A 19,206-nucleotide genomic window follows, 5' to 3' on the forward strand; every position below is an offset into this window, starting at 1 on the left:
TAACGAAACACTATTCATGTTTTTTCGCAATTACCTGATTGAAGACTGCTTTTTGGGCAGTCTTTTTTTATTTTTGATTAAATGAATCAAAAAACATAAATTTGCCAAGTATGAATTTCTCCTTACATCTTCTCGAATATCTAAAAAAACAAGGTAATGTTTCCATTCCTGGTTTTGGAACTTTTTATTTGCACACTATTAACGCTGTGCTGGATCAAGAGGGAAAAAACATTTTGCCACCGGGAACAGAAATAGCATTCAAAACAGATATTTCAGAAAACACAAATGACTTCGCGCAATATCTTTCAAAGCAAAAAAACATTCCGCTCATCGATGCTGAAATCGAAATTAAAAAGCAACTTAATTATTGGAACGCGACACTTCTCAGAGACCAAAAAGTAGAAGTAGATCATTTAGGAACTTTCTTCTTAGAAGACAGCAAGATGATTTTTTCAGGAAACAGAGCTGAAAATCTGTCTGCCGATTTTTACGGATTAGAAGAAATTAATATTTCAGAAATTAAGAACAGCACGAAGAAAAATGGCAATCCTTATCAATTAAAAAAATCATTTTTCTGGATTACTCCTTTACTCATCGGTATTTTAGGTTTAACCTATTTCGGAGTTACCCAACCAGAAATGATTTTCGGTAAGAAATCTTTTAAAGAGGAGACGACAAAAAAAGAAGCAACGCCCATTAAAATAGATACTGTAAAAAGAGATTCACTTAAAACAGTTCAAATGGCTGCGGATTCTATAAAAAATGATTCTTTGCAAAAAGCAATTGCTCCTGTAAAAACTCCAGCTAAAAAATGGAGTTCAAAAACCTATTCAAACTCTAAATGGAAAAAACCAAAACAGCATCAGAATCGCTAACCATAATGACCAATATCGTTTTGCCAAACGAAACGAATTCCCTGCGGAATCTTTTCGGCGGCGAACTTTTAGCAAAAATGGACCGGTGTGCGTCCATCTCTGCGGCGAGACATTGCGAAAGACGTGTGGTAACAGCTTCGGTAAATCACGTCTCTTTTGACAAACCCATACCAGAAGGTGGAATCGTGGTTTTGGAATCGAAAGTTTCCCGCGCTTTTTCAACTTCCATGGAGATTTATGTGGATGTTTGGCTGGATGATCCGATCAATCAGAAGAAAATTCATACCAATTCCGGAATTTACACTTTTGTGGCTGTAGATGAATTCAACCGCCCTATTCCCATTCCGAAAATGACCCCGGAAACCGAAGAAGAAATTCAAAGATTTGATGCGGCCTTGCGCAGAAAGGAACTTTCCCTAATTCTGTCCGGAAGAATGAAAGCTGCAGATTCTGTGGAACTTCGGAAACTGTTTGGTTGATAAATACAAATACTTTAACACCAATAAATACGCACAATAGCGTAAACTTAAACAGTGTATTCCGTGTAAATAATTTGTGAAATTTCTGTCTAAAACACAAGAAAATGAAAATCCTGCTCCTCGATAAAAACCATCCTTTAATTACAGAACAGCTTTCTGCAAAAGGATTTTTGTTTGAAGAAGATTTTACATCGGCTTATGAAGATGTTTTAAAAAAAATTGGGCATTACGACGGAATTATTATCCGAAGCAGAATTCCCATTGATCAAAATTTTCTGGAACATGCAAAAAATCTGAAATTCATTGCCAGAGTCGGTGCCGGAATGGAAAACATCGATGTGGAATTTGCGGAAAAATCAGGGATTCAACTGATCAGTTCACCGGAAGGAAACCGCGATTCGGTTGCGGAACACGTTTTGGGAATGCTTTTGATTTTAATGCACAGATTATTTATTTCTTCTCTGGAAGTAAAAAATGGAATCTGGAAAAGAGAAGAAAACCGCGGTGATGAAATCCTTGGAAAAACAGTCGGTCTTATCGGTTATGGAAATATGGGAAAAGCCGTCGCAAAAAGGTTTTCAGGATTTGGGTGCAACGTTATATTTCATGATATTTTACCCGATATCGGCGACGAATTTGCAACGCAGGTTTCCTTAGAAACATTAAAAAAAGAAGCAGACATTCTTAGCACTCACCTTCCGATCACGAAAGAAACCCATTATATCATTGATGAGAAATTCATTTCGGAAATGGCAAAAGATTTCTATTTCATCAATACGGCAAGAGGAAAAAATGTAAAAACGAACGATTTAGTAAAAGCTTTAAAATCCGGTAAAGTTAAAGGAGCCGCGCTGGATGTTTTGGAGTTTGAAAAAGCATCTTTCGAAAATCTGGACACTGAAAACGACGATTTACAGTTTCTGCTCCAATCCGAAAAAGCAATTGTGACGCCTCATATTGCAGGTTGGACGGTTCAAAGCAAACAAAAACTGGCACAAGTTATTGTAGATAAGATTTTGGCTCAGTTTTCCGGGCATTAACAAATCTTTATGACTTCGGTCTTATTTGTTTTTACGAAAATCCCCTATATTGCGGAGATTTTTAAGCCAAAACTTTTTTAATGAAATTTTCCAAATCCTTCCTTTTCCTTCTTTTAATTACCCTTGTTTTATTCTCCTGTAAAAAAGAAAGTTCTGAAGAAGCGCAAATCAAAACCAGTTTACCCAATTACGGAAATGTCGATTTAGACGATGTTTTTACCCGCAAAGACCGTAAGTTAGAGAACAAAGATTCGATTACTGCTGTACTCAACCGTTACTATAAAAATGTTTGGGAAAAAGGAGATTTGTGGGGCGGATTTATCGTTGCCAAAGGTGACGAAATTCTGTACGAAAATTACCGCGGTTTTGCTCAGGACAAACACCAGGAACCGATTAACGATACCGTCGCCCTGCATGTTGCTTCGATTTCGAAAACGCTTACCGCAATGGCAACCTTAAAATTAGTGGAAGCCGGTAAAATTAAACTGGAGGATCCTTTAACCAAATATTTTCCAAAATTTCCTTATCCGAAAGTGACCGTTTTCACGCTTTTAAGTCAAAGAAGTGGTTTACCAAAATACGAACACTTCGTTGATAAAATAAAACCGGCACCGGCAGAACTTTCAAAAAAATTCCTGACCAATCAGGATATTTTAAATATGCTGATTCAATACCAGCCGGAACTTGCAAGGAATACAGATACGGGTTTTATGTATTGTAACACTAATTACGCTCTGCTGGCTTTAATCATCGAAAAAGTGACCGGAAAAACATTCCCCGAGGCGATGAAACAAATGATATTTCGCCCTTTAAAAATGAAAAACTCGTATATCTTTCAGGAAAAAGATACTGTAACTGCTGCGAAATCTTTTTATCAAAGAGGTCCAAAAGTTTATCCATACGATCAACTTGATTTAATTTACGGTGACAAAAATGTTTACACCACACCAAGAGATTTATTGAATTTTTCAAAAGCCCTTTATTCAAAAGATTTCCTGAGCGCCGATTTAAAAGAAAAAATTTTTGAACCTTACAGCAACGAACGTCCCGGAATCAATAATTACGGCTTAGGTTTCCGCATGAAAATATTTAATAATAATGAAAAACTCACCTATCACAACGGCTGGTGGCACGGAACTAATTCTGTATTTGCCCATTTATTGAAATCCAAAGTGACCATTATCGCAATTGGCAACAAATATTCTACGCGGGTTTATTCGGCATTGGCGCTGTCTGGGTTGTTTGAAAACCTGCCTTATGAAAAGGAAAAAATCCAGAAAATGCTGAATGAAACCGATACGCTGAAACAGAATCAGGCGAATGACAGCTACAGTGAATAAATTTCTTAATTTTGTACAAATTCCTTTCATGAAAAGATTATTCTTTCTGGTTTTCATCAGTCTTCTACTAAACTCCTGCGCAAGAGTCGGCTCGCCGGTTGGAGGAGCAAAAGACAGCATCCCGCCAAAAGTTACCGGAAGCAATATCGACAGTCCGAGAGTGAATGTCCCACGCGATATCAGGGAACTCAGAATCGATTTTGATGAATACATTACCCTGAAAGACATCAACAAACAACTGATTATTTCGCCGCCATTAAAACACATTACCAAAATTCTGCCTTCGGGAATGGCTAATAAATTTCTGCTGATCAAATGGGCAGATACTTTAAAAGAAAACACCACTTATAACTTCAATTTCGGAAACGCGATTGTGGATAATAATGAAGGAAATCCTCTCGGTTATTATAATTTTGCATTTTCTACGGGTTCTAAAATAGACAGTCTTTACATCAGTGGCGAGCTGAAAACCCTCTTTAATGATAAAGATAAAAAAGCAGAAGAAGGAAGTTTGGTCGTCGGACTTTATCAGGAAAAGGATTCGATGGATTACCGCCAAAAACCTTATTATATCACGAAAGCAGATCCGGACGGCTACTTTGAACTCAACTATTTAGCACCAGGAAATTACCGGGTTTTAGCTTTTGAAGACAGCAACTCCAATTCAGTATATGATATCGGAAAAGAAAAGGTAGGTTTCTTAAAAGACAAAATTACTTTAGATAAAAGTATTTCCGGTTTAAAAATCAATCTTTATCCTTCAAAAAAACCATTGAAATATATGGAAATGAAAGAAGTTCCGGGTGGAGTTTTGATGACTTTCGAAGGACAGCCTGATCATGTGAAAATCATTTCATTAAACGAAAAACTGAAAAATTATAAAGTTACCCATTTGCCAAAATCAGATTCGGCAATGATTTGGTTTGACGCGGCTGCACAAAACATCGGAATAACGACCAATGAAAATCTGAAATTCAGTTATGATAACGGCGTTAAAAAAGACAGCGTTTCGCTTTTCTACCATTTAAATACGAAGAATGAAATGTCGATTGCCAATAACCGCGGAAATTTACTTCCTCCTCAACAGGATTTTGTGATCACTTCTAATTATTTCGCAGATAAAATTCAACCCGAAAAATGGTCGTTGGTTTCTGATAGTATTAAACAGGATTTTACCGCAGAAATCTCTGAAAAGAATCCTTTTGAAATTCATATTAAATCTAACTTTAAAGAAGGTAAAAAATATTCACTTACCATTCCAAAGGAGACCCTGTCTTCGTTTTATGAAACCATTAAAAAAACATACCGTTTTGAATTTGAATCTGATAAAATTGAAAACTATGGTGAACTTTCGGTTACTTTAGAAAACGCACCTGAGCAGAAATTCTGGATTCAACTGATCAATGAAAGCGGAGCAGTTTCCTATTCAAAATACGGAACTGAAAAGCAGATAAATTTCAAGTCGCTGAAACCTGGGAAATACGAACTCCGCATTTTAGTTGATGAAAATGAAAATGGTCTTTGGGACGCCGCAGATTTTGCAAAAGACATTTTTGCAGAACCTGTTTATATTTTCGATAAAAAAATAGAGGTGAGGCCACTTTGGGAAATTCGTGAAACCTGGGATCTTTTAAAAGAAAATACAAAAGATGCTTTAAAAGAAACCACAAAAGACGTTGAAAAGCCAAAGAGTATTAAAGCCAAAGAACCTCTAATAATAACAAGCCCGAAATGAAAACTTTTTTAAACATCCTTTATTGGTTTCTGATTGTTATCGCATTGATACAGTTTATTCCGATTGACAGAACCAATAAACCCGTGGATTCAAAAGTAGATTTTGTAAAGGTTTACAACACGCCGAAAAACGTACAGCAACTCCTGAAAACAGCTTGTTACGACTGCCACAGCAATGAAACCGTTTATCCTAAATACGCTTATATCGCACCGATTTCCTGGTCTGTAAAACATCATGTGAATGAGGGGAGAACCTATCTGAATCTTTCTGAATGGGGAAACTTCAACCGGGACTTGAAAAAAGACATGCTTAAAAAAACAGTTAATGCACTGAAAGTGTACAGCATGCCAATGCCTGGTTATATCGCCCAACATCCGGGAGCAAATCTTAACAAAGCAGAAAGAACACTGCTCATCGATTACTTTGAAAATATTTTAAACACAGAAAATTACTAGATTTTCTTTACCGTAAAAAGGACTGACGCAATTGCATCAGTCCTTTTTAAATTCCATTTTAAATGAAATCAGCTTACTGTTGTCTCGGCGCTCTTGGTCTGCTGAAAATCGACATTAAAACACCAGCGAAAAGACCAACCGTTTTCATCGCTGCGAACTGCGAATCAGCCGGGATAAAAGCTCCAATGATGCAAAGTCCCGCCGCAGCGTACATCGGATAGAGAAAGTTTTTGTTGGTTAATGTCGGAGCCTGTACAAAGAAACTTGCACCAATTAAAATGTAAAATAATTTCTGGTATAGAAATTCATTGATTTCCGGTGAAAGAAGATTGAAAAATCCGACCAGGATACAAACTAAAGCACCGATCGATAAAATTCCCTGAATGGTTGTTGTATTTGTTTTCATTGTTTATTTTTTCTGATTAAAAAGCCATTGTGGCATTGCATCTACGAGTTTCGCAGATAATATATTATTATGATATTTGTCTTTGAATTCCCAAAAAAGAACCTGTCCTTTTTCCTTCATCTCTTCGTAAAATTTTAAATTACTGTGAGGAAAATTATCCGTGTCTAAACTTCCATGAACAAGCCATATCGGTGTTCTAAAAAGTTTTTCATTATTGTCAAATTGTGAAATTCCCGAAATATTAATTGCTGCCGCAAACAGATCCGGTCTTTTAGAAATCGCATTCGAAGTTGTCGCTCCGCCCATTGAAAATCCCATCACGTAAATTCGGGACCGGTCGATATTGTTTGAATTTGATAATGAATCGATGGATTTTAAAAGAAGATCCAAATATTCATTCGATTCCGAAACAGGAACTCCCAGTTTTTCATCCAGGTGATAATTGGAAGAACGGACTGGAAATTGAGGAGACAAAACAAACGACGGATATCTCTTTCTGTTTTCCGGCAGCAGCCACATTTTAGACAAAATTCCCATTTGAGATTTGTTGTCGGTACCAATTGCGCCGGAGCCATGAAAAACCACGATCAGCGGATGTTTTTTTTCCAACTTTATTTTTTCCGGGCTTAGCATTCTGTATTTTAAGGATTCTTTTCCATTGCTGAACTGGCCTTCTTTAAATTCAGAATCATCTAAACTTTTAATAAATGAAATTCTACCTATACTTTGGGCTGAATCTTTAGAACCGCGAATTTCTGTCTTTGTTCCAAACTGTGTTTTTTGCGAAATACAGCATTGAAAAAGGCAGAATAAAATGAGTAAAAAAGCGAACTTAATAACTTTCGTTTTCATTAGGAAAATCCCCGGTTTTTACATCTTTCACAAAACTGGAAACTGCGCCCGTAATTTCGGTATATAAATCAAGATATCTTCTTAAGAATTTTGGCGAAAAACCCTTGTTCATACCGACCATATCGTGATAAACAAGAACCTGCCCGTCACATCCTGCGCCTGCTCCGATTCCAATTGTTGGAATTGAAATGCTTTCTGAAACTCTTTTTGCAAGATCAGCCGGAATCTTTTCCAGAACCAACGCAAAGCAACCTAATTCTTCGAGCAACTTCGCATCGCTCATTAATTTCTCAGCCTCTGCATCTTCTTTTGCTCTCACTTTATACGTTCCAAACTGATAGATCGACTGCGGCGTAAGACCCAAATGTCCCATTACAGGAATTCCGGCGTTAATAATTTTAGTAATCGATTCTTCAATTTCTTTTCCCCCTTCAATTTTCACTGAATGCGCACCTCCTTCTTTCATCATTCTAACAGCAGATTCCAGGGCTTTCTCAGAATTACTCTGGTAAGAACCAAAAGGCAGATCTGCTACGATCAAAGCACGGTCTACGCCACGAACCACACATTGGGTATGATAAATCATCTGATCCATCGTGATGGGAAGTGTTGTTTCATGTCCGGCCATCACGTTGGCTGCAGAATCTCCGATGAGGATTGCATCAATTCCACCGGCATCCACCATTTTAGCAGTCGTGAAATCGTATGCGGTAAGCATGGTGATCTTCTCTTTGTCGAATTTCATTTTTCGCAAAGTCTCGGTGGTGATTTTTTTTATTTCTGAATGTACAGACATAATTGTATGTGATAATGGGTTGAGGATGAGGTGATGATATGTTAATGTGGTGATATGATAATGTGACGATGGTTGACCGATACTGAGAGACCGATTTAAAATATTGAAAATAAATTCATTAATATTAATAAAAACAGTTCCTGAATTAACTCATCAGCAAATCAAAACATTATCAAATGATCACGTGACCCAACCTAATTAGTTTTTCGTGGTTCAGGATTTTGATGTTTCTGCCTTCCACTTCAATGAGTTTGTCCTGTTTGAACTCAGAAATCAAACGGATTGCGCTTTCAGTTGCAGTTCCGATGATGTTGGCAATTTCTTCTCTTGTTAAAGAAATCTTAATAAATCCTTCGGGATCTGTTCCTAATTTCTGTTCTAATAAAAGCAGGATTTCTGCCAGTCTTTCACGAACGGTCTTTTGTGCTAAAAAAGTAACGGTATTGGAGGATTCACCTAATTCGAAGGCGATTTTCTGCAGCATAACAAATGAAAACTTTGGCGCTACTTCCAACATTTGAAGAAATAAATCAGACGGTAAAAAAGTCGCTTCCACTTCGGTCATTGCCTCCGCTTTCGCCTGGAAATCCTCACCACAAAGTAAGGAACGGTAGCCGATCAAATCGCCTTCTTTAATAAATCTAAGAATTTGATCTTTACCGTAAACTCCCTGTTTAGAAAGCTTTGCAGTTCCTTTATTTAAAAAATAAACTCCGTTTGGGATTTCACCATCTTCGAAAATAATTCCGCCTTTATTAAATTTTAAAATTTGCTTGGCAGAAATGTATTTTTCATAATCTTCTGCCGGAAGCATTTCTTTGAAAGATTCATCATTAAATAGTTTCTGTAAGTTCTCTTCGATCAGGGTTTGTTTCTCTAACGACATAATTGCATGACATTTATCAGCAAAAATAGGATATTTAAAACCGTAACACAAATATATTTATCATAATTTTGCCACTTCAACTTTAAATAAATTGTCAGAAAACTGTTTTCACTGTGGGCAAACCACAGACAAAGAGCTTATCAACTTCGATGAAAAATCCTTTTGCTGTAATGGATGCAAATCGGTGTACGAAATTCTGAATATGAATAATTTGGGGAATTTCTATGAACTGAATAAAAGTTCTGGAATCAGGCCAAATGATGATAACACTTCACAATTCGATTATTTAGACACCCCGGAAGTATTTGCAAAAGTAACCGATTTCTCAGAAGGCAACACTTCTTTAGTCACTCTTAAAATTCCTGTAATTCACTGTTCGTCATGTATCTGGCTTTTAGAAAGTTTACAGACGCTGAACGGGAATATCAATTATTCGCAGGTCAATTTCACCAGAAAAAATGTTCAGATTTCCTTTAATCATCAGGAGTTAAAACTTAGTGAACTCGCTAAATTCCTCATGAATCTTGGATATAAGCCGGTCATCAATCTGGAAACTGCCGACAAAAAAGAAGAAACTTTCGATAAAACTTTAATTGTTAAATTAGCCATTGCGGGTTTTGCATTTGGGAACGGAATGTTTTTTTCTTATCCGGAATACGCCGAACAGGTGATGGGCACCACCGATTATTGGATGGACACCTACAAAAACATGTTCCGGTTCATCATGTTTCTTTTAGCAACACCTGTGGTTTTTTATTCTGCTTCAGATTATTTTAAATCTGCCTGGTTTGGTTTGAAAAACAAAATCGTAAACATTGATGTTCCAATTGTTTTGGGAGTTCTGATGCTTTATGGCCGAAGTATTTATGAAGTTTTAACCGATTACGGTCCCGGATATTTCGATACTTTATGCGGTCTATTATTCTTCATGCTGCTGGGAAAACTTTTCCAGAAGAGAACCTACAGTGCTTTATCCTACGACCGGGATTATAAATCCTTTTATCCTATCGCTGTGACCAAAGTAGATTTCGATGGGAAACAGCAAAACATTTTATTGAATGAACTGAAAATAGGAGACCGAATTATGGTGCGTAATCAGGAAATCATTCCGGTTGATGCCATTTTAATTCAGGGTGAAGGAAATATTGACAATAGTTTCATCACTGGAGAAAGTGCTTCAATACCGAAAAAACCGGGCGACAAAATCTTTGCCGGCGGAAAACAGGTTGGTTCTGTATTGGAACTGGAAGTCATTAAAAACGTTAATCAAAGTTATCTGACGCAACTCTGGAATAAAGAAGCCTTCAAGAAGTTCGAAACCGGTCTTGATACAATGACCAATGACCTCAGTAAATATTTTACTTTCATCATTTTGGGAATTACGCTTATTGCTGGGATTTATTGGGGTCAACATGATTTTGAAAAAATGTTCCAGGTGGTTGCTGCAATATTGATTGTGGCTTGCCCGTGTGCTTTGGCACTGTCGGCACCATTTACTCTGGGGCATATTATGCGGATTATGGGACGCAATAAATTTTATGTAAAAGACACTTTAACGATTGAGAAATTAGCTAAAATCGACACACTGGTTTTCGACAAAACAGGAACGATTACACATAATAAAAAAGCAAATGTCTTTTTTGAAGGTGAAGAAATATCTGAATTTGATTTAAAGAATTTAAAAAGTTTATTGAAAAATTCAAACCATCCCTTGTCCAAAAGCTTATACCATTTCCTGGAAATTGAGGAGGAATATTTTCCAATCGACCATTTTACAGAAACTCCGGGGAAAGGATATATTGGTAATGTAAGAGGGAAAAACTATAAAATAGGATCGGCCAGTTTTATCGGGCAACCGTCTAAAAACCTTGAGACTGCTGTTTATATTTCAAGAGACGGTCAGTTTTTAGGCAAATATATTTTCACCAACGAGTACCGGGAAAATATGTCGGATATGTTCTCAGAATTAAATGATTATCAAACTCATATCTTAAGTGGTGATAATTCTTCAGAAGAAAGTTCATTAAAGCATTTGGTTCCCAATGTAGATAAAATGAAATTTAATCAAAGTCCGGAAGACAAACTGAATTTCATAAAAGCTCTGCAGGATGACCACAAAAAAGTAGCGATGCTTGGTGACGGACTGAATGACGCTGGAGCTTTAAAACAAAGTAATGTAGGAATCGCTGTGGCAGATGACACACATTCCTTCACGCCATCATCTGATGTCATTATGGGAGGCAATCAAATAAATGAGCTGAAAAAATACTTTGATTTATCAAAAGATGCGGTAAAAATTGTGAAATTCACTTTTGGAATCAGTTTGTTTTACAATGTAATCGGGCTGTCATTCGCTGTTACGGGGCATTTATCTCCGTTAGTAGCTGCGATTTTGATGCCTATCAGTTCTATCAGCGTAGTAATCTTTACTTCACTGGCGACCTGGATCCGATCGGCTAAATATTTTAAAATCAATTAATAAACCTACTTTGACCAATTATTTAGAAATATTTTAAATTAACGACATTTAACATTTAATGATGAATATCATAATTTTTAAGTAAATTTGAACCGGTTAAAAACTAAATTTGCAAAAGATATGGATATATTATATTTAATGATTCTTTGCAGTGTCTCTTTAGCTGTAATTTTCTTGATCATTTTTATAATAAGTGCGAGAAATGGCCAGTTTGAAGATGATGAATCCCCCGCAGTCCGTATATTGCTGGATTCAGAAATTATTAAAGAAGATTCACCCGTTTCTAAAGAAGCAGAATCAACAGAGAAATTAGATAAAAGAACAGAAGAAAAAAGTGATTAGTATATATGGAAACACAGAAGTTTAGTTATGACAATAACATTGTGCGAGCCTTCCTTTATGCAACAATAGTATTTGGTATTGTTGGATTTTTGTTAGGTCTTACGGCGGCATTAATGTTATTCTACCCAGAACTTCCGGAATTCTTTTTCGGAACAGATGATGCAACGATTGTAAGTTTGCGAAGTGGAAATCTACAAGGTCTTATCAACAGCCACGGTGCTCTCGGTTTTGGCCGTATCAGAATGCTTCATACCAGTGCGGTAATTTTTGCATTCGTTTGTAATGGTTTTTTCGCGGGAGCGTACTACTCTATGCAGCGACTCCTTAAAACAAGAATGTACAGTGACACCCTTTCCTGGATCCATTTCTGGGGCTGGCAGCTGATGATTGTATCCGTTGTTATTACTTTTTTAATGGGTATAAATACTTCAAAAGAATACGCAGAGCACGAATGGCCAATCGATATTTTGATTTTAGTGATCTGGTTGGTTTTCGGATTCAACATGTTTGCAACGATTATAAAAAGAAGAGTCCGTCACCTGTATGTTGCCATTTGGTTTTATTTGGGGACATGGGTTGCGATTGCGATGCTTCATATTTTCAACAACTTAGAAGTTCCATTATCATTTACAGGCTGGAAATCTTACTCCGCTTATGCTGGAGTTAAAGATGCTCTTGTACAGTGGTGGTATGGTCACAATGCAGTAGCATTCGTATTGACAACGCCGGTTTTAGGATTAATGTATTATTTCTTGCCAAAAGCTGCCGACAGACCGATCTTCTCTTATAAACTGTCGATTATTCACTTCTGGTCATTGATATTCGTTTATATCTGGGCAGGTCCTCACCACTTGCAATACACCGCAATTCCTGGCTGGGCACAAGCTTTAGCCACAGGATTCTCGATTATGTTGATTGCACCATCTTGGGGTGGAATGCTGAACGGTTTATTAACCCTTCGTGGAGCGTGGGATAAAGTTCGGGAAAACCCTATTCTTAAATTCTTTGTGGTTGCAATTACCTGTTATGGTATGGCAACTTTCGAAGGACCAATTTTAGCAACGAAAACTTTAAATAAAATTGGACACTACACGGACTGGGTAATTGGTCACGTTCACATTGGTGCACTGGGTTGGAATGGTTTCATGACTTTCGGTATGATCTATTATCTGATTCCAATTATGTGGAGAACAAAAATATGGTCTGTAAAATTAGCTAACTGGCATTTCTGGTTAGGTACTTTAGGGATTATTTTCTATGCTGTTCCTTTATATATCGCAGGATTTACCCAAGGTTTAATGTGGAAACAATTTAATCCGGACGGAACATTATTATACAAAAACTGGCTGGATACTGTAACCGCAATCATCCCTTATTATCAAATGAGATTCGTTGGTGGGTTCCTTTATATTGCCGGAGCTATCCTGATGTGTGTGAACGTTGTTGCAACGGTTAGAAACGGTTCATTCCAAAAGAATGTTCCTGCTGAGGCTCCTGCATTAGCAAAAATTTCAAATCAAAGAAAAGAAGGAGAAGGTCTTCACCTTTGGATCGAGCGTATGCCGACACTCCTTACCATATTATCTTTCGTTGCCGTAGCCATCGGTGGTTTTGTAGAAATTGTACCTACGTTATTAATTAAAGAAAATGTGCCGACGATTGCAGCGGTAAAACCTTATTCACCGCTTGAATTAGAAGGTAGAGATTTATATATCAGAGAAGGATGTAATTCTTGTCACACCCAAATGATCCGGCCATTCCGTGATGAAGTTGTACGGTTCAACGGTAAAAACGGTCAGTACTCGAAAGCTGGTGAATTTATCTATGACAGACCTTTCCTTTGGGGATCAAAAAGAACCGGACCGGATTTGCATAGAGAAGGCGGTAAAAACCCAAGTTCCTGGCATTATAAACACATGTTGAATCCAAGAGTAACTTCAGCTGGATCGATTATGCCGCGTTACCCATGGTTAATTGCAAGAGATTTAGACAGAAGCCAAATGGTTGCTAAAATCGAGTTGATGAAGAACACATTTGATGTACCTTACACCAAAGCACAAATCGATTCTGCAGATTCATGGGCAGACAATCAGGCAAGTTTCATCGTTAAGCAGATCTACTCGGAAGCAGCAGACGTGAAAAACGCTTACGAAGCTAAGAAAAAAGCAGACGGTGCGGATTTTGTTCCATTAGAGAAAAAAGAGATCATTGCATTGATTGCCTATTTGCAGAGACTTGGAACTGATATCAAAACAACTGAAATTCAAACCGCAAGTACAAAATAATTCATCTAAAAGGAGCTAAATAATGATACCTCAAAGTGTAAAAGACATTTTATCAAACGGCGAAAATGTGGGTTTTTACCAAACATTATCGATGATTCTATTCTTAATTTTCTTTTTAGGTATTATCTTTTATGTTTTCTCGCGACCGAAAAAGCATTACGATAAAGAAGCCAATGCCCCTTTAGATGATGATATTGAAGATCAAAATCTTTAATTTAAAAAATTAAACTATTATGAGACAAAGAACGCCCGTATATGTAAACATTGCCGTAATACTTACGATTTTATTGGTCGTGTATTATATGTTTGTGCAGGAATCAGCATTCCTATCTTCTCCCTATTTTTGGGGCACGGTGGTAATCAGTATAATCCTCGCTATGATTCAGCATGCAATTGGCGACCTGATCGAAAATGATCAATTCAAAAAATTAACTGATGCAGAGAAAAGCGAATATATCGCAGCTAAGAAAGTACCTTATCTCAAAGGATTATATGCAAGTGCTTTTAAAAAGCAATCTACCACCGAAGAAAAAGACATCCTTATCGACCACGGTTTCGATGGGATTATGGAGTTGGACAATCAGTTGCCAAAATGGTGGTTAGGCCTTTTCTATTTTGGAGTTGCTTATTGTGCGGTTTATATGATTTCCTATTTCACCACGGATTTTGCCCATCAGTATGTAGAATATGACGCAGAATATAAAGCGCAGACCGCAAGTATCGCAGAATATGTTAAAAACACTCCGCCTCCAACCATAGAAAATGCAGTATATACTCCAGACAATATCGCAGCAGGTGAAGAAGTTTTCAAAACAAACTGTGTATCTTGTCACAACGAAGGAGGAAGAGGAGGAATTGGTCCAAACTTAACAGACAACACCTGGATCAACCAACCGGAAAAAACATTGTTTAAAAATGTCTTCCACATTGTAGAAAACGGAGTTACCGGAACTGCGATGCAGGCATGGGGAAAAAATGGTGTACTTACCGGTTTCGATATTCAAAATGTTGCAGCCTATGTTTACCATATCAACCAGGAACAACCTCCTATTACAGTATCAGAAGGTGGAGCAGCTCCGCAGGGAACTCCTGCTAACTGGGAAAAATAAGAACTAAAAACAAAATTACTATGAAAACATAATTCGTTATCTTTAACAAAAGAAGGTAACGGATTATGTTTTTTTTAATTTAAGTAAGAAATGTCAGAAGATAACAATTTCAGAGGCGGACAAGGACAGGTAGTTGAAGCCGAAACTTTCAGAGATTCCGTGGGAACCATGGAACAATCTGGAAAACGGAAATGGGTTTTCCCCAGAAAACCACAGGGCAGATACACCAATTACAGAACCTTGGTAGCCATTTTTTTACTCGCACTTTTTTTTGCACTTCCGTTCATTAAAATTAATGGAAATCCATTTTTACTCCTTAATATTCTCGACCGCCAATTTTTCATTCTCGGCCAACCCTTTTTTCCGCAGGATTTTTTCATTCTTGCATTGGGAGCAATTACATCCATTGTATTTATCATTCTCTTTACGGTAGTTTTCGGAAGAATTTTTTGTGGTTGGATTTGCCCGCAAACAATTTTCCTGGAAATGATTTTCCGCAAAATAGATTACCTCGTTGAAGGTGACCGCAATAAACAAATGAAATTAGACCGCCAGGAATGGAATGCCGAAAAAATAGGAAAACGTGCTTTGAAATATTTTATATTCCTTGTAATATCTTTAATTATCACCCACTGGATGTACATGTACATCGTAGGTTATAAAGAAGTATTTAACATCATGCAGAAAGGTCCTTTCGAGAACTTCTCAAGCTTTTTGGTGATGATTATATTTACCGCAGCATTCTACTTTACGTTTGCCTGGTTCAGAGAGCAGGTTTGCACCTTAGTTTGTCCGTACGGAAGATTACAGGGCGTATTAATCGACAAACAAACCATCAATGTTTATTACGATTTCAAAAGAGGAGAAAACCGCTCTAAATGGAGAAAAGGCGAAGACCGTTCCGCTGAAGGAAAAGGAGACTGTATCGACTGTAACCAATGTGTTGTCGTTTGCCCAACCGGAATCGACATCAGAGACGGTCAGCAATTAGAATGCGTCAACTGTACTGCCTGTATCGATGCTTGCGACGAGGTGATGGTAAAAGTTGGCCTTCCAAAAGGTCTTATTCGATACGCCACCGAAGATGAGATTGAAAAAGAAGTGCCTTTCAAATTCACCAACAAAATGAAAGCGTATACGGCTGTTTTAATATTAATGGTGGGTTTCTTAGGATTTCTCTTAGGTAACAGAGGTTCACTGGAGGCCAAATTCATTAAGCCTGCAGGATCTACATTCTTTGTCAGAGACGGTAATATTACCAACATCTACAATTACACTTTCCTGAATAAATCTACAAAAGATCAAATCGTGACCATCAAAGTAATCGAACCGCAACACGGTAAAATCAGACTGAGCGGTGAGGAAAAAATTCTTCTTAAAAAAGATCAAATAACAAAAGGTACGGTAAACTTAAGTTTTCCTGAAAATGAAATAAAACTGTCGAAACAAAAAGTGAAAATCGGCGTTTATGATCCATCAGGTAAATTACTCGACTCTTTCGAGACCAGTTTCGAAGGACCATTTAAAATTCAATTTTAATTAAAAATATGTTTAAAAAATTAACGTGGGCGCACGGCGTAATTATCGCACTGGGTTCATTTATAGCATTTATTTTGTTTATGGTTTTTGGGTTTACCTACGGCCAGCAAACCTCCGAGTTGGTTTCAAATGACTACTACGGTGACGAATTGCTTTATCAGGAAGTAATCGATGCAAAAAGAAATGCCGAGCATCTGGCTGAAATCCCAAAATACCAGGAAATTGCAGAAGGAATGAAAATCACTTTCCCATCCGAAATCGCGCCGGAAAATAAAAATGTAAAATTTGAACTTTTCCGCACCGACGATGCCAATCTGGACGTGAAGAAAGAAATTAATTTAGATACCAATAATGAGATTCTTGTCCCAAAACAAGTGATATCTAAAGGTCCTTACACTCTTAAAATAAAATGGTCTCATGATAAAAAACCTTATCAGGTTGACTACGACGTTTTATGGAAATAGCACTTATCATTTCTGCGCTGGGATTGGGATTTGCGTCGGGCTTTCACTGTATTGGAATGTGTGGTCCCATTGCATTATCGCTGGGACTTACCAGAAAACAGGCAACTAATTTCTATCTCCAAAATTTAACGTATCAATTTGGCAGGATCATCACCTACTCTATTTTAGGAGCGATTTTAGGAATTATAGGACAAGGTTTTGAAATGGCCGGATTTCAACAATACCTAACTATTGGTGTTGGGATTCTCTTAATTCTGATGGCGGTATTTTCTTTCGGAGGGAAAGATTTTGCCTCCAAAATACCTTTTCTGACTTCCTCATTATTAAAGGTTAAATTAAATTTATCTAAACTCCTTCAAAAAGCGGACTACCGATCAAGATTTGCAACCGGACTTCTCAATGGACTTCTGCCTTGCGGAATGGTTTATATGGCATTAACTGCGAGTTTAGTCTCTGGTGGAATTTGGCAAAGTGCATTATTTATGGGACTTTTCGGATTAGGAACATTGCCATTTATGTTTATGGTGGTGCTGCTGGGAAATTTGATGACCACTGCCTTTCGAATTAAAATTCTAAAATTCGTTCCTGTAATGATGATTGTTTTAGGAGGACTTTTTATTCTTCGTGGTATGGAAGTCGGCATTCCTTATCTTTCCCCAAAGAAAGAAGCAATGAAGGTTATCCACAATGATTCTCCTGACCATTTGAAAGGAAACCATGAAAGCTGCCATTAATATTTTTGAGAAACCGTTAAAAGTAACACTTACAGCAGATTTTAAAAAACATAAAAAACCATCGGAATTCCGATGGTTTTTACTTATTGTAAAGATTTTAAAATTTCTAATTTATTAAATCAAATTTGGCATATTCTGCAACTTTAGCCGGAAGTTGAATTCCGTGCTCTGTTTGGTTATTTTCTAACAAGGCTGCCATAATCCTTGGTAAAGCCATCGCAGAACCGTTTAAAGTATGAACCAGCTGTGTTTTGCCGTCGCCTTTATATCTGCATTTCAATCGGTTTGCTTGGAAAGTTTCAAAATTAGAAACCGATGAAACTTCTAACCACATTTCCTGGGCAGCGCTCCAGACTTCAAAATCGTACGTCATCGCCGCCGCAAAACCGGTATCGCCTCCGCACAATCTTAAAATTCTAAATGGCAATTCCAGATCCATCAGAATTGATTTCACATGTTCCACCATTCCTTCTAAAGCTGCATACGAATTTTCAGGCTTTTCAATACGAACAATCTCTACTTTTTCAAATTGATGCAATCTGTTCAATCCCCGAACATGAGCGCCGTAACTTCCGGCTTCTCTCCGGTAACATTGTGAAAAGGCCGTGTTTTTTATCGGCAGATCTTTTTCATCCAAAATTACATCACGGTAAATATTCGTCACCGGAACTTCTGCTGTAGGAATCAGGTACAAATTATCTTCATTGATGTAATACATCTGCCCTTCTTTGTCCGGCAACTGCCCGGTTCCGTAACCTGAGGCTTCATTCACCACGTGTGGCGGATTCACTTCCATATATCCGGCATCCACATTTTTATCTAAAAAATACTGAACCAAAGCCCGCTGTAATCTTGCCCCTTTCCCCAAATAAACCGGAAAACCTGCACCTGCGATTTTCACGCCCAGTTCAAAATCGATAATATTATATTTTTTTGCCAATTCCCAATGCGGAATCGCGCCTTCGCCCAAACCTTCAACATCATGAGACTGATAAATAATTTCATTATCATCCGCGCCATTTCCGGCCACTACTTTTTCGTAAGGAATATTAGGGATCAGATAAAGAATTTCTAAAAGACGTGCTTCAGCTGCTTTCAGTTTTTGTTGAAGATCTTGTGCATTTTCTTTAAATTCCGAAGTTTTTGATTTAGCAGCTTCGGCCTCCTCTTTTTTACCTTCCCTCATTAATAGACCGATTTCTTTGGAAATGGTATTCATCTCCGCTAAATTCTGATCCAGCTGGAACTGCAATTTTTTTCTTTCGTCATCTACAGAAACCGCCTCACCGACCAATTCCGTTTGTTTGAAATTTCTTTTATGTAAACCTTCTAAAACGCGTTCATTATTATCGCGCAAAAACTGAACTTGTAACATATCCTAATTGATGTA

Annotated in this window: 19 protein-coding genes; 14 read left to right on the top strand and 5 right to left on the bottom strand. The window is 37.4% G+C overall.

Annotated elements, in window-relative coordinates:
* Window positions 1–110 precede the first annotated feature (110 nt).
* The 6 genes from QGN23_RS09055 to QGN23_RS09080 all read left to right on the top strand — a co-directional run bounded on the left by QGN23_RS09055 (window position 111) and on the right by QGN23_RS09080 (window position 5,924).
* Entirely contained in the window at window positions 111–875 is a 765-nt protein-coding gene (locus QGN23_RS09055) for an HU domain-containing protein (RefSeq protein WP_282904004.1), read from the top strand.
* Window positions 842–1,354 carry an acyl-CoA thioesterase gene (locus tag QGN23_RS09060; RefSeq protein ID WP_282904005.1) on the top strand — a complete coding sequence of 171 codons (513 nt, stop codon included), beginning with the start codon at window positions 842–844 and terminating at the stop codon, window positions 1,352–1,354. Before QGN23_RS09055 ends, QGN23_RS09060 begins: the two co-directional genes overlap by 34 nt.
* Window positions 1,355–1,458: 104 nt before the next feature.
* Window positions 1,459–2,394, top strand: a complete 936-nt coding sequence (locus tag QGN23_RS09065) for a 2-hydroxyacid dehydrogenase (protein ID WP_282904006.1) — start codon at window positions 1,459–1,461, stop codon at window positions 2,392–2,394.
* A gap of 80 nt (window positions 2,395–2,474) precedes the next feature.
* Complete coding sequence (locus QGN23_RS09070) at window positions 2,475–3,734, top strand: serine hydrolase domain-containing protein (protein ID WP_282904007.1); 1,260 nt, start codon at window positions 2,475–2,477, stop codon at window positions 3,732–3,734.
* 28 nt (window positions 3,735–3,762) lie between these two features.
* Window positions 3,763–5,469 (top strand): Ig-like domain-containing domain, encoded by a 1,707-nt coding sequence (locus QGN23_RS09075; RefSeq protein WP_282904008.1) that lies wholly within the window; start codon window positions 3,763–3,765, stop codon window positions 5,467–5,469.
* Window positions 5,466–5,924 carry a heme-binding domain-containing protein gene (locus QGN23_RS09080; RefSeq protein WP_282904009.1) on the top strand — a complete coding sequence of 153 codons (459 nt, stop codon included), beginning with the start codon at window positions 5,466–5,468 and terminating at the stop codon, window positions 5,922–5,924. Before QGN23_RS09075 ends, QGN23_RS09080 begins: the two co-directional genes overlap by 4 nt.
* A gap of 73 nt (window positions 5,925–5,997) precedes the next feature.
* On the opposite strand, the gene QGN23_RS09085 is transcribed toward QGN23_RS09080, so the two are convergent.
* The 4 genes from QGN23_RS09085 to QGN23_RS09100 form a co-directional block, all read right to left on the bottom strand.
* Window positions 5,998–6,330 carry a hypothetical protein gene (locus QGN23_RS09085; protein ID WP_282904010.1) on the bottom strand — a complete coding sequence of 111 codons (333 nt, stop codon included), beginning with the start codon at window positions 6,328–6,330 and terminating at the stop codon, window positions 5,998–6,000.
* 3 nt (window positions 6,331–6,333) lie between these two features.
* Window positions 6,334–7,182: a carboxylesterase family protein gene (locus QGN23_RS09090; protein ID WP_282904011.1), complete on the bottom strand. Its 849-nt coding sequence runs from the start codon at window positions 7,180–7,182 to the stop codon at window positions 6,334–6,336.
* Window positions 7,163–7,978, bottom strand: a complete 816-nt coding sequence (gene panB / locus QGN23_RS09095) for a 3-methyl-2-oxobutanoate hydroxymethyltransferase (protein WP_282904012.1) — start codon at window positions 7,976–7,978, stop codon at window positions 7,163–7,165. Before panB ends, QGN23_RS09090 begins: the two co-directional genes overlap by 20 nt.
* Before the next feature lie 172 nt (window positions 7,979–8,150).
* The gene (locus tag QGN23_RS09100) at window positions 8,151–8,864 is read right to left on the bottom strand and encodes a Crp/Fnr family transcriptional regulator (RefSeq protein ID WP_282904013.1); all 714 of its coding nucleotides are present in this window, start codon (window positions 8,862–8,864) and stop codon (window positions 8,151–8,153) included.
* A 91-nt stretch (window positions 8,865–8,955) separates the two neighbouring features.
* Here QGN23_RS09100 and QGN23_RS09105 point away from each other — a divergent pair, with 91 nt between their 5' ends.
* The 8 genes from QGN23_RS09105 to QGN23_RS09140 all read left to right on the top strand — a co-directional run bounded on the left by QGN23_RS09105 (window position 8,956) and on the right by QGN23_RS09140 (window position 17,816).
* Window positions 8,956–11,343, top strand: coding sequence for a heavy metal translocating P-type ATPase (locus QGN23_RS09105; protein ID WP_282904014.1), 2,388 nt, complete (start codon window positions 8,956–8,958; stop codon window positions 11,341–11,343).
* Between the two features lie 120 nt (window positions 11,344–11,463).
* Window positions 11,464–11,685 carry a cbb3-type cytochrome oxidase assembly protein CcoS gene (gene ccoS, locus QGN23_RS09110; RefSeq protein WP_133439075.1) on the top strand — a complete coding sequence of 74 codons (222 nt, stop codon included), beginning with the start codon at window positions 11,464–11,466 and terminating at the stop codon, window positions 11,683–11,685.
* A gap of 5 nt (window positions 11,686–11,690) precedes the next feature.
* Window positions 11,691–13,970, top strand: a complete 2,280-nt coding sequence (gene ccoN, locus QGN23_RS09115) for a cytochrome-c oxidase, cbb3-type subunit I (RefSeq protein ID WP_282904015.1) — start codon at window positions 11,691–11,693, stop codon at window positions 13,968–13,970.
* A gap of 22 nt (window positions 13,971–13,992) precedes the next feature.
* Window positions 13,993–14,184, top strand: a complete 192-nt coding sequence (locus QGN23_RS09120) for a cbb3-type cytochrome oxidase subunit 3 (protein WP_133439077.1) — start codon at window positions 13,993–13,995, stop codon at window positions 14,182–14,184.
* Between the two features lie 19 nt (window positions 14,185–14,203).
* On the top strand, window positions 14,204–15,079 hold the full coding sequence (locus QGN23_RS09125; protein WP_282904016.1) for a c-type cytochrome: 876 nt from the start codon (window positions 14,204–14,206) through the stop codon (window positions 15,077–15,079).
* A 90-nt stretch (window positions 15,080–15,169) separates the two neighbouring features.
* Entirely contained in the window at window positions 15,170–16,618 is a 1,449-nt protein-coding gene (ccoG, locus tag QGN23_RS09130; protein WP_282904017.1) for a cytochrome c oxidase accessory protein CcoG, read from the top strand.
* An 8-nt stretch (window positions 16,619–16,626) separates the two neighbouring features.
* The gene (locus QGN23_RS09135; protein ID WP_282904018.1) at window positions 16,627–17,082 is read left to right on the top strand and encodes a FixH family protein; all 456 of its coding nucleotides are present in this window, start codon (window positions 16,627–16,629) and stop codon (window positions 17,080–17,082) included.
* Window positions 17,073–17,816 carry a sulfite exporter TauE/SafE family protein gene (locus QGN23_RS09140; protein ID WP_282904019.1) on the top strand — a complete coding sequence of 248 codons (744 nt, stop codon included), beginning with the start codon at window positions 17,073–17,075 and terminating at the stop codon, window positions 17,814–17,816. Before QGN23_RS09135 ends, QGN23_RS09140 begins: the two co-directional genes overlap by 10 nt.
* Before the next feature lie 106 nt (window positions 17,817–17,922).
* Here QGN23_RS09140 and serS read toward each other — a convergent pair whose 3' ends face one another.
* Entirely contained in the window at window positions 17,923–19,191 is a 1,269-nt protein-coding gene (serS, locus tag QGN23_RS09145) for a serine--tRNA ligase (RefSeq protein ID WP_282904020.1), read from the bottom strand.
* Between the last annotated feature and the right edge of the window lie 15 nt (window positions 19,192–19,206).

Source organism: Chryseobacterium gotjawalense, assembly GCF_030012525.1.
Classification (GTDB): domain Bacteria; phylum Bacteroidota; class Bacteroidia; order Flavobacteriales; family Weeksellaceae; genus Kaistella; species Kaistella gotjawalense.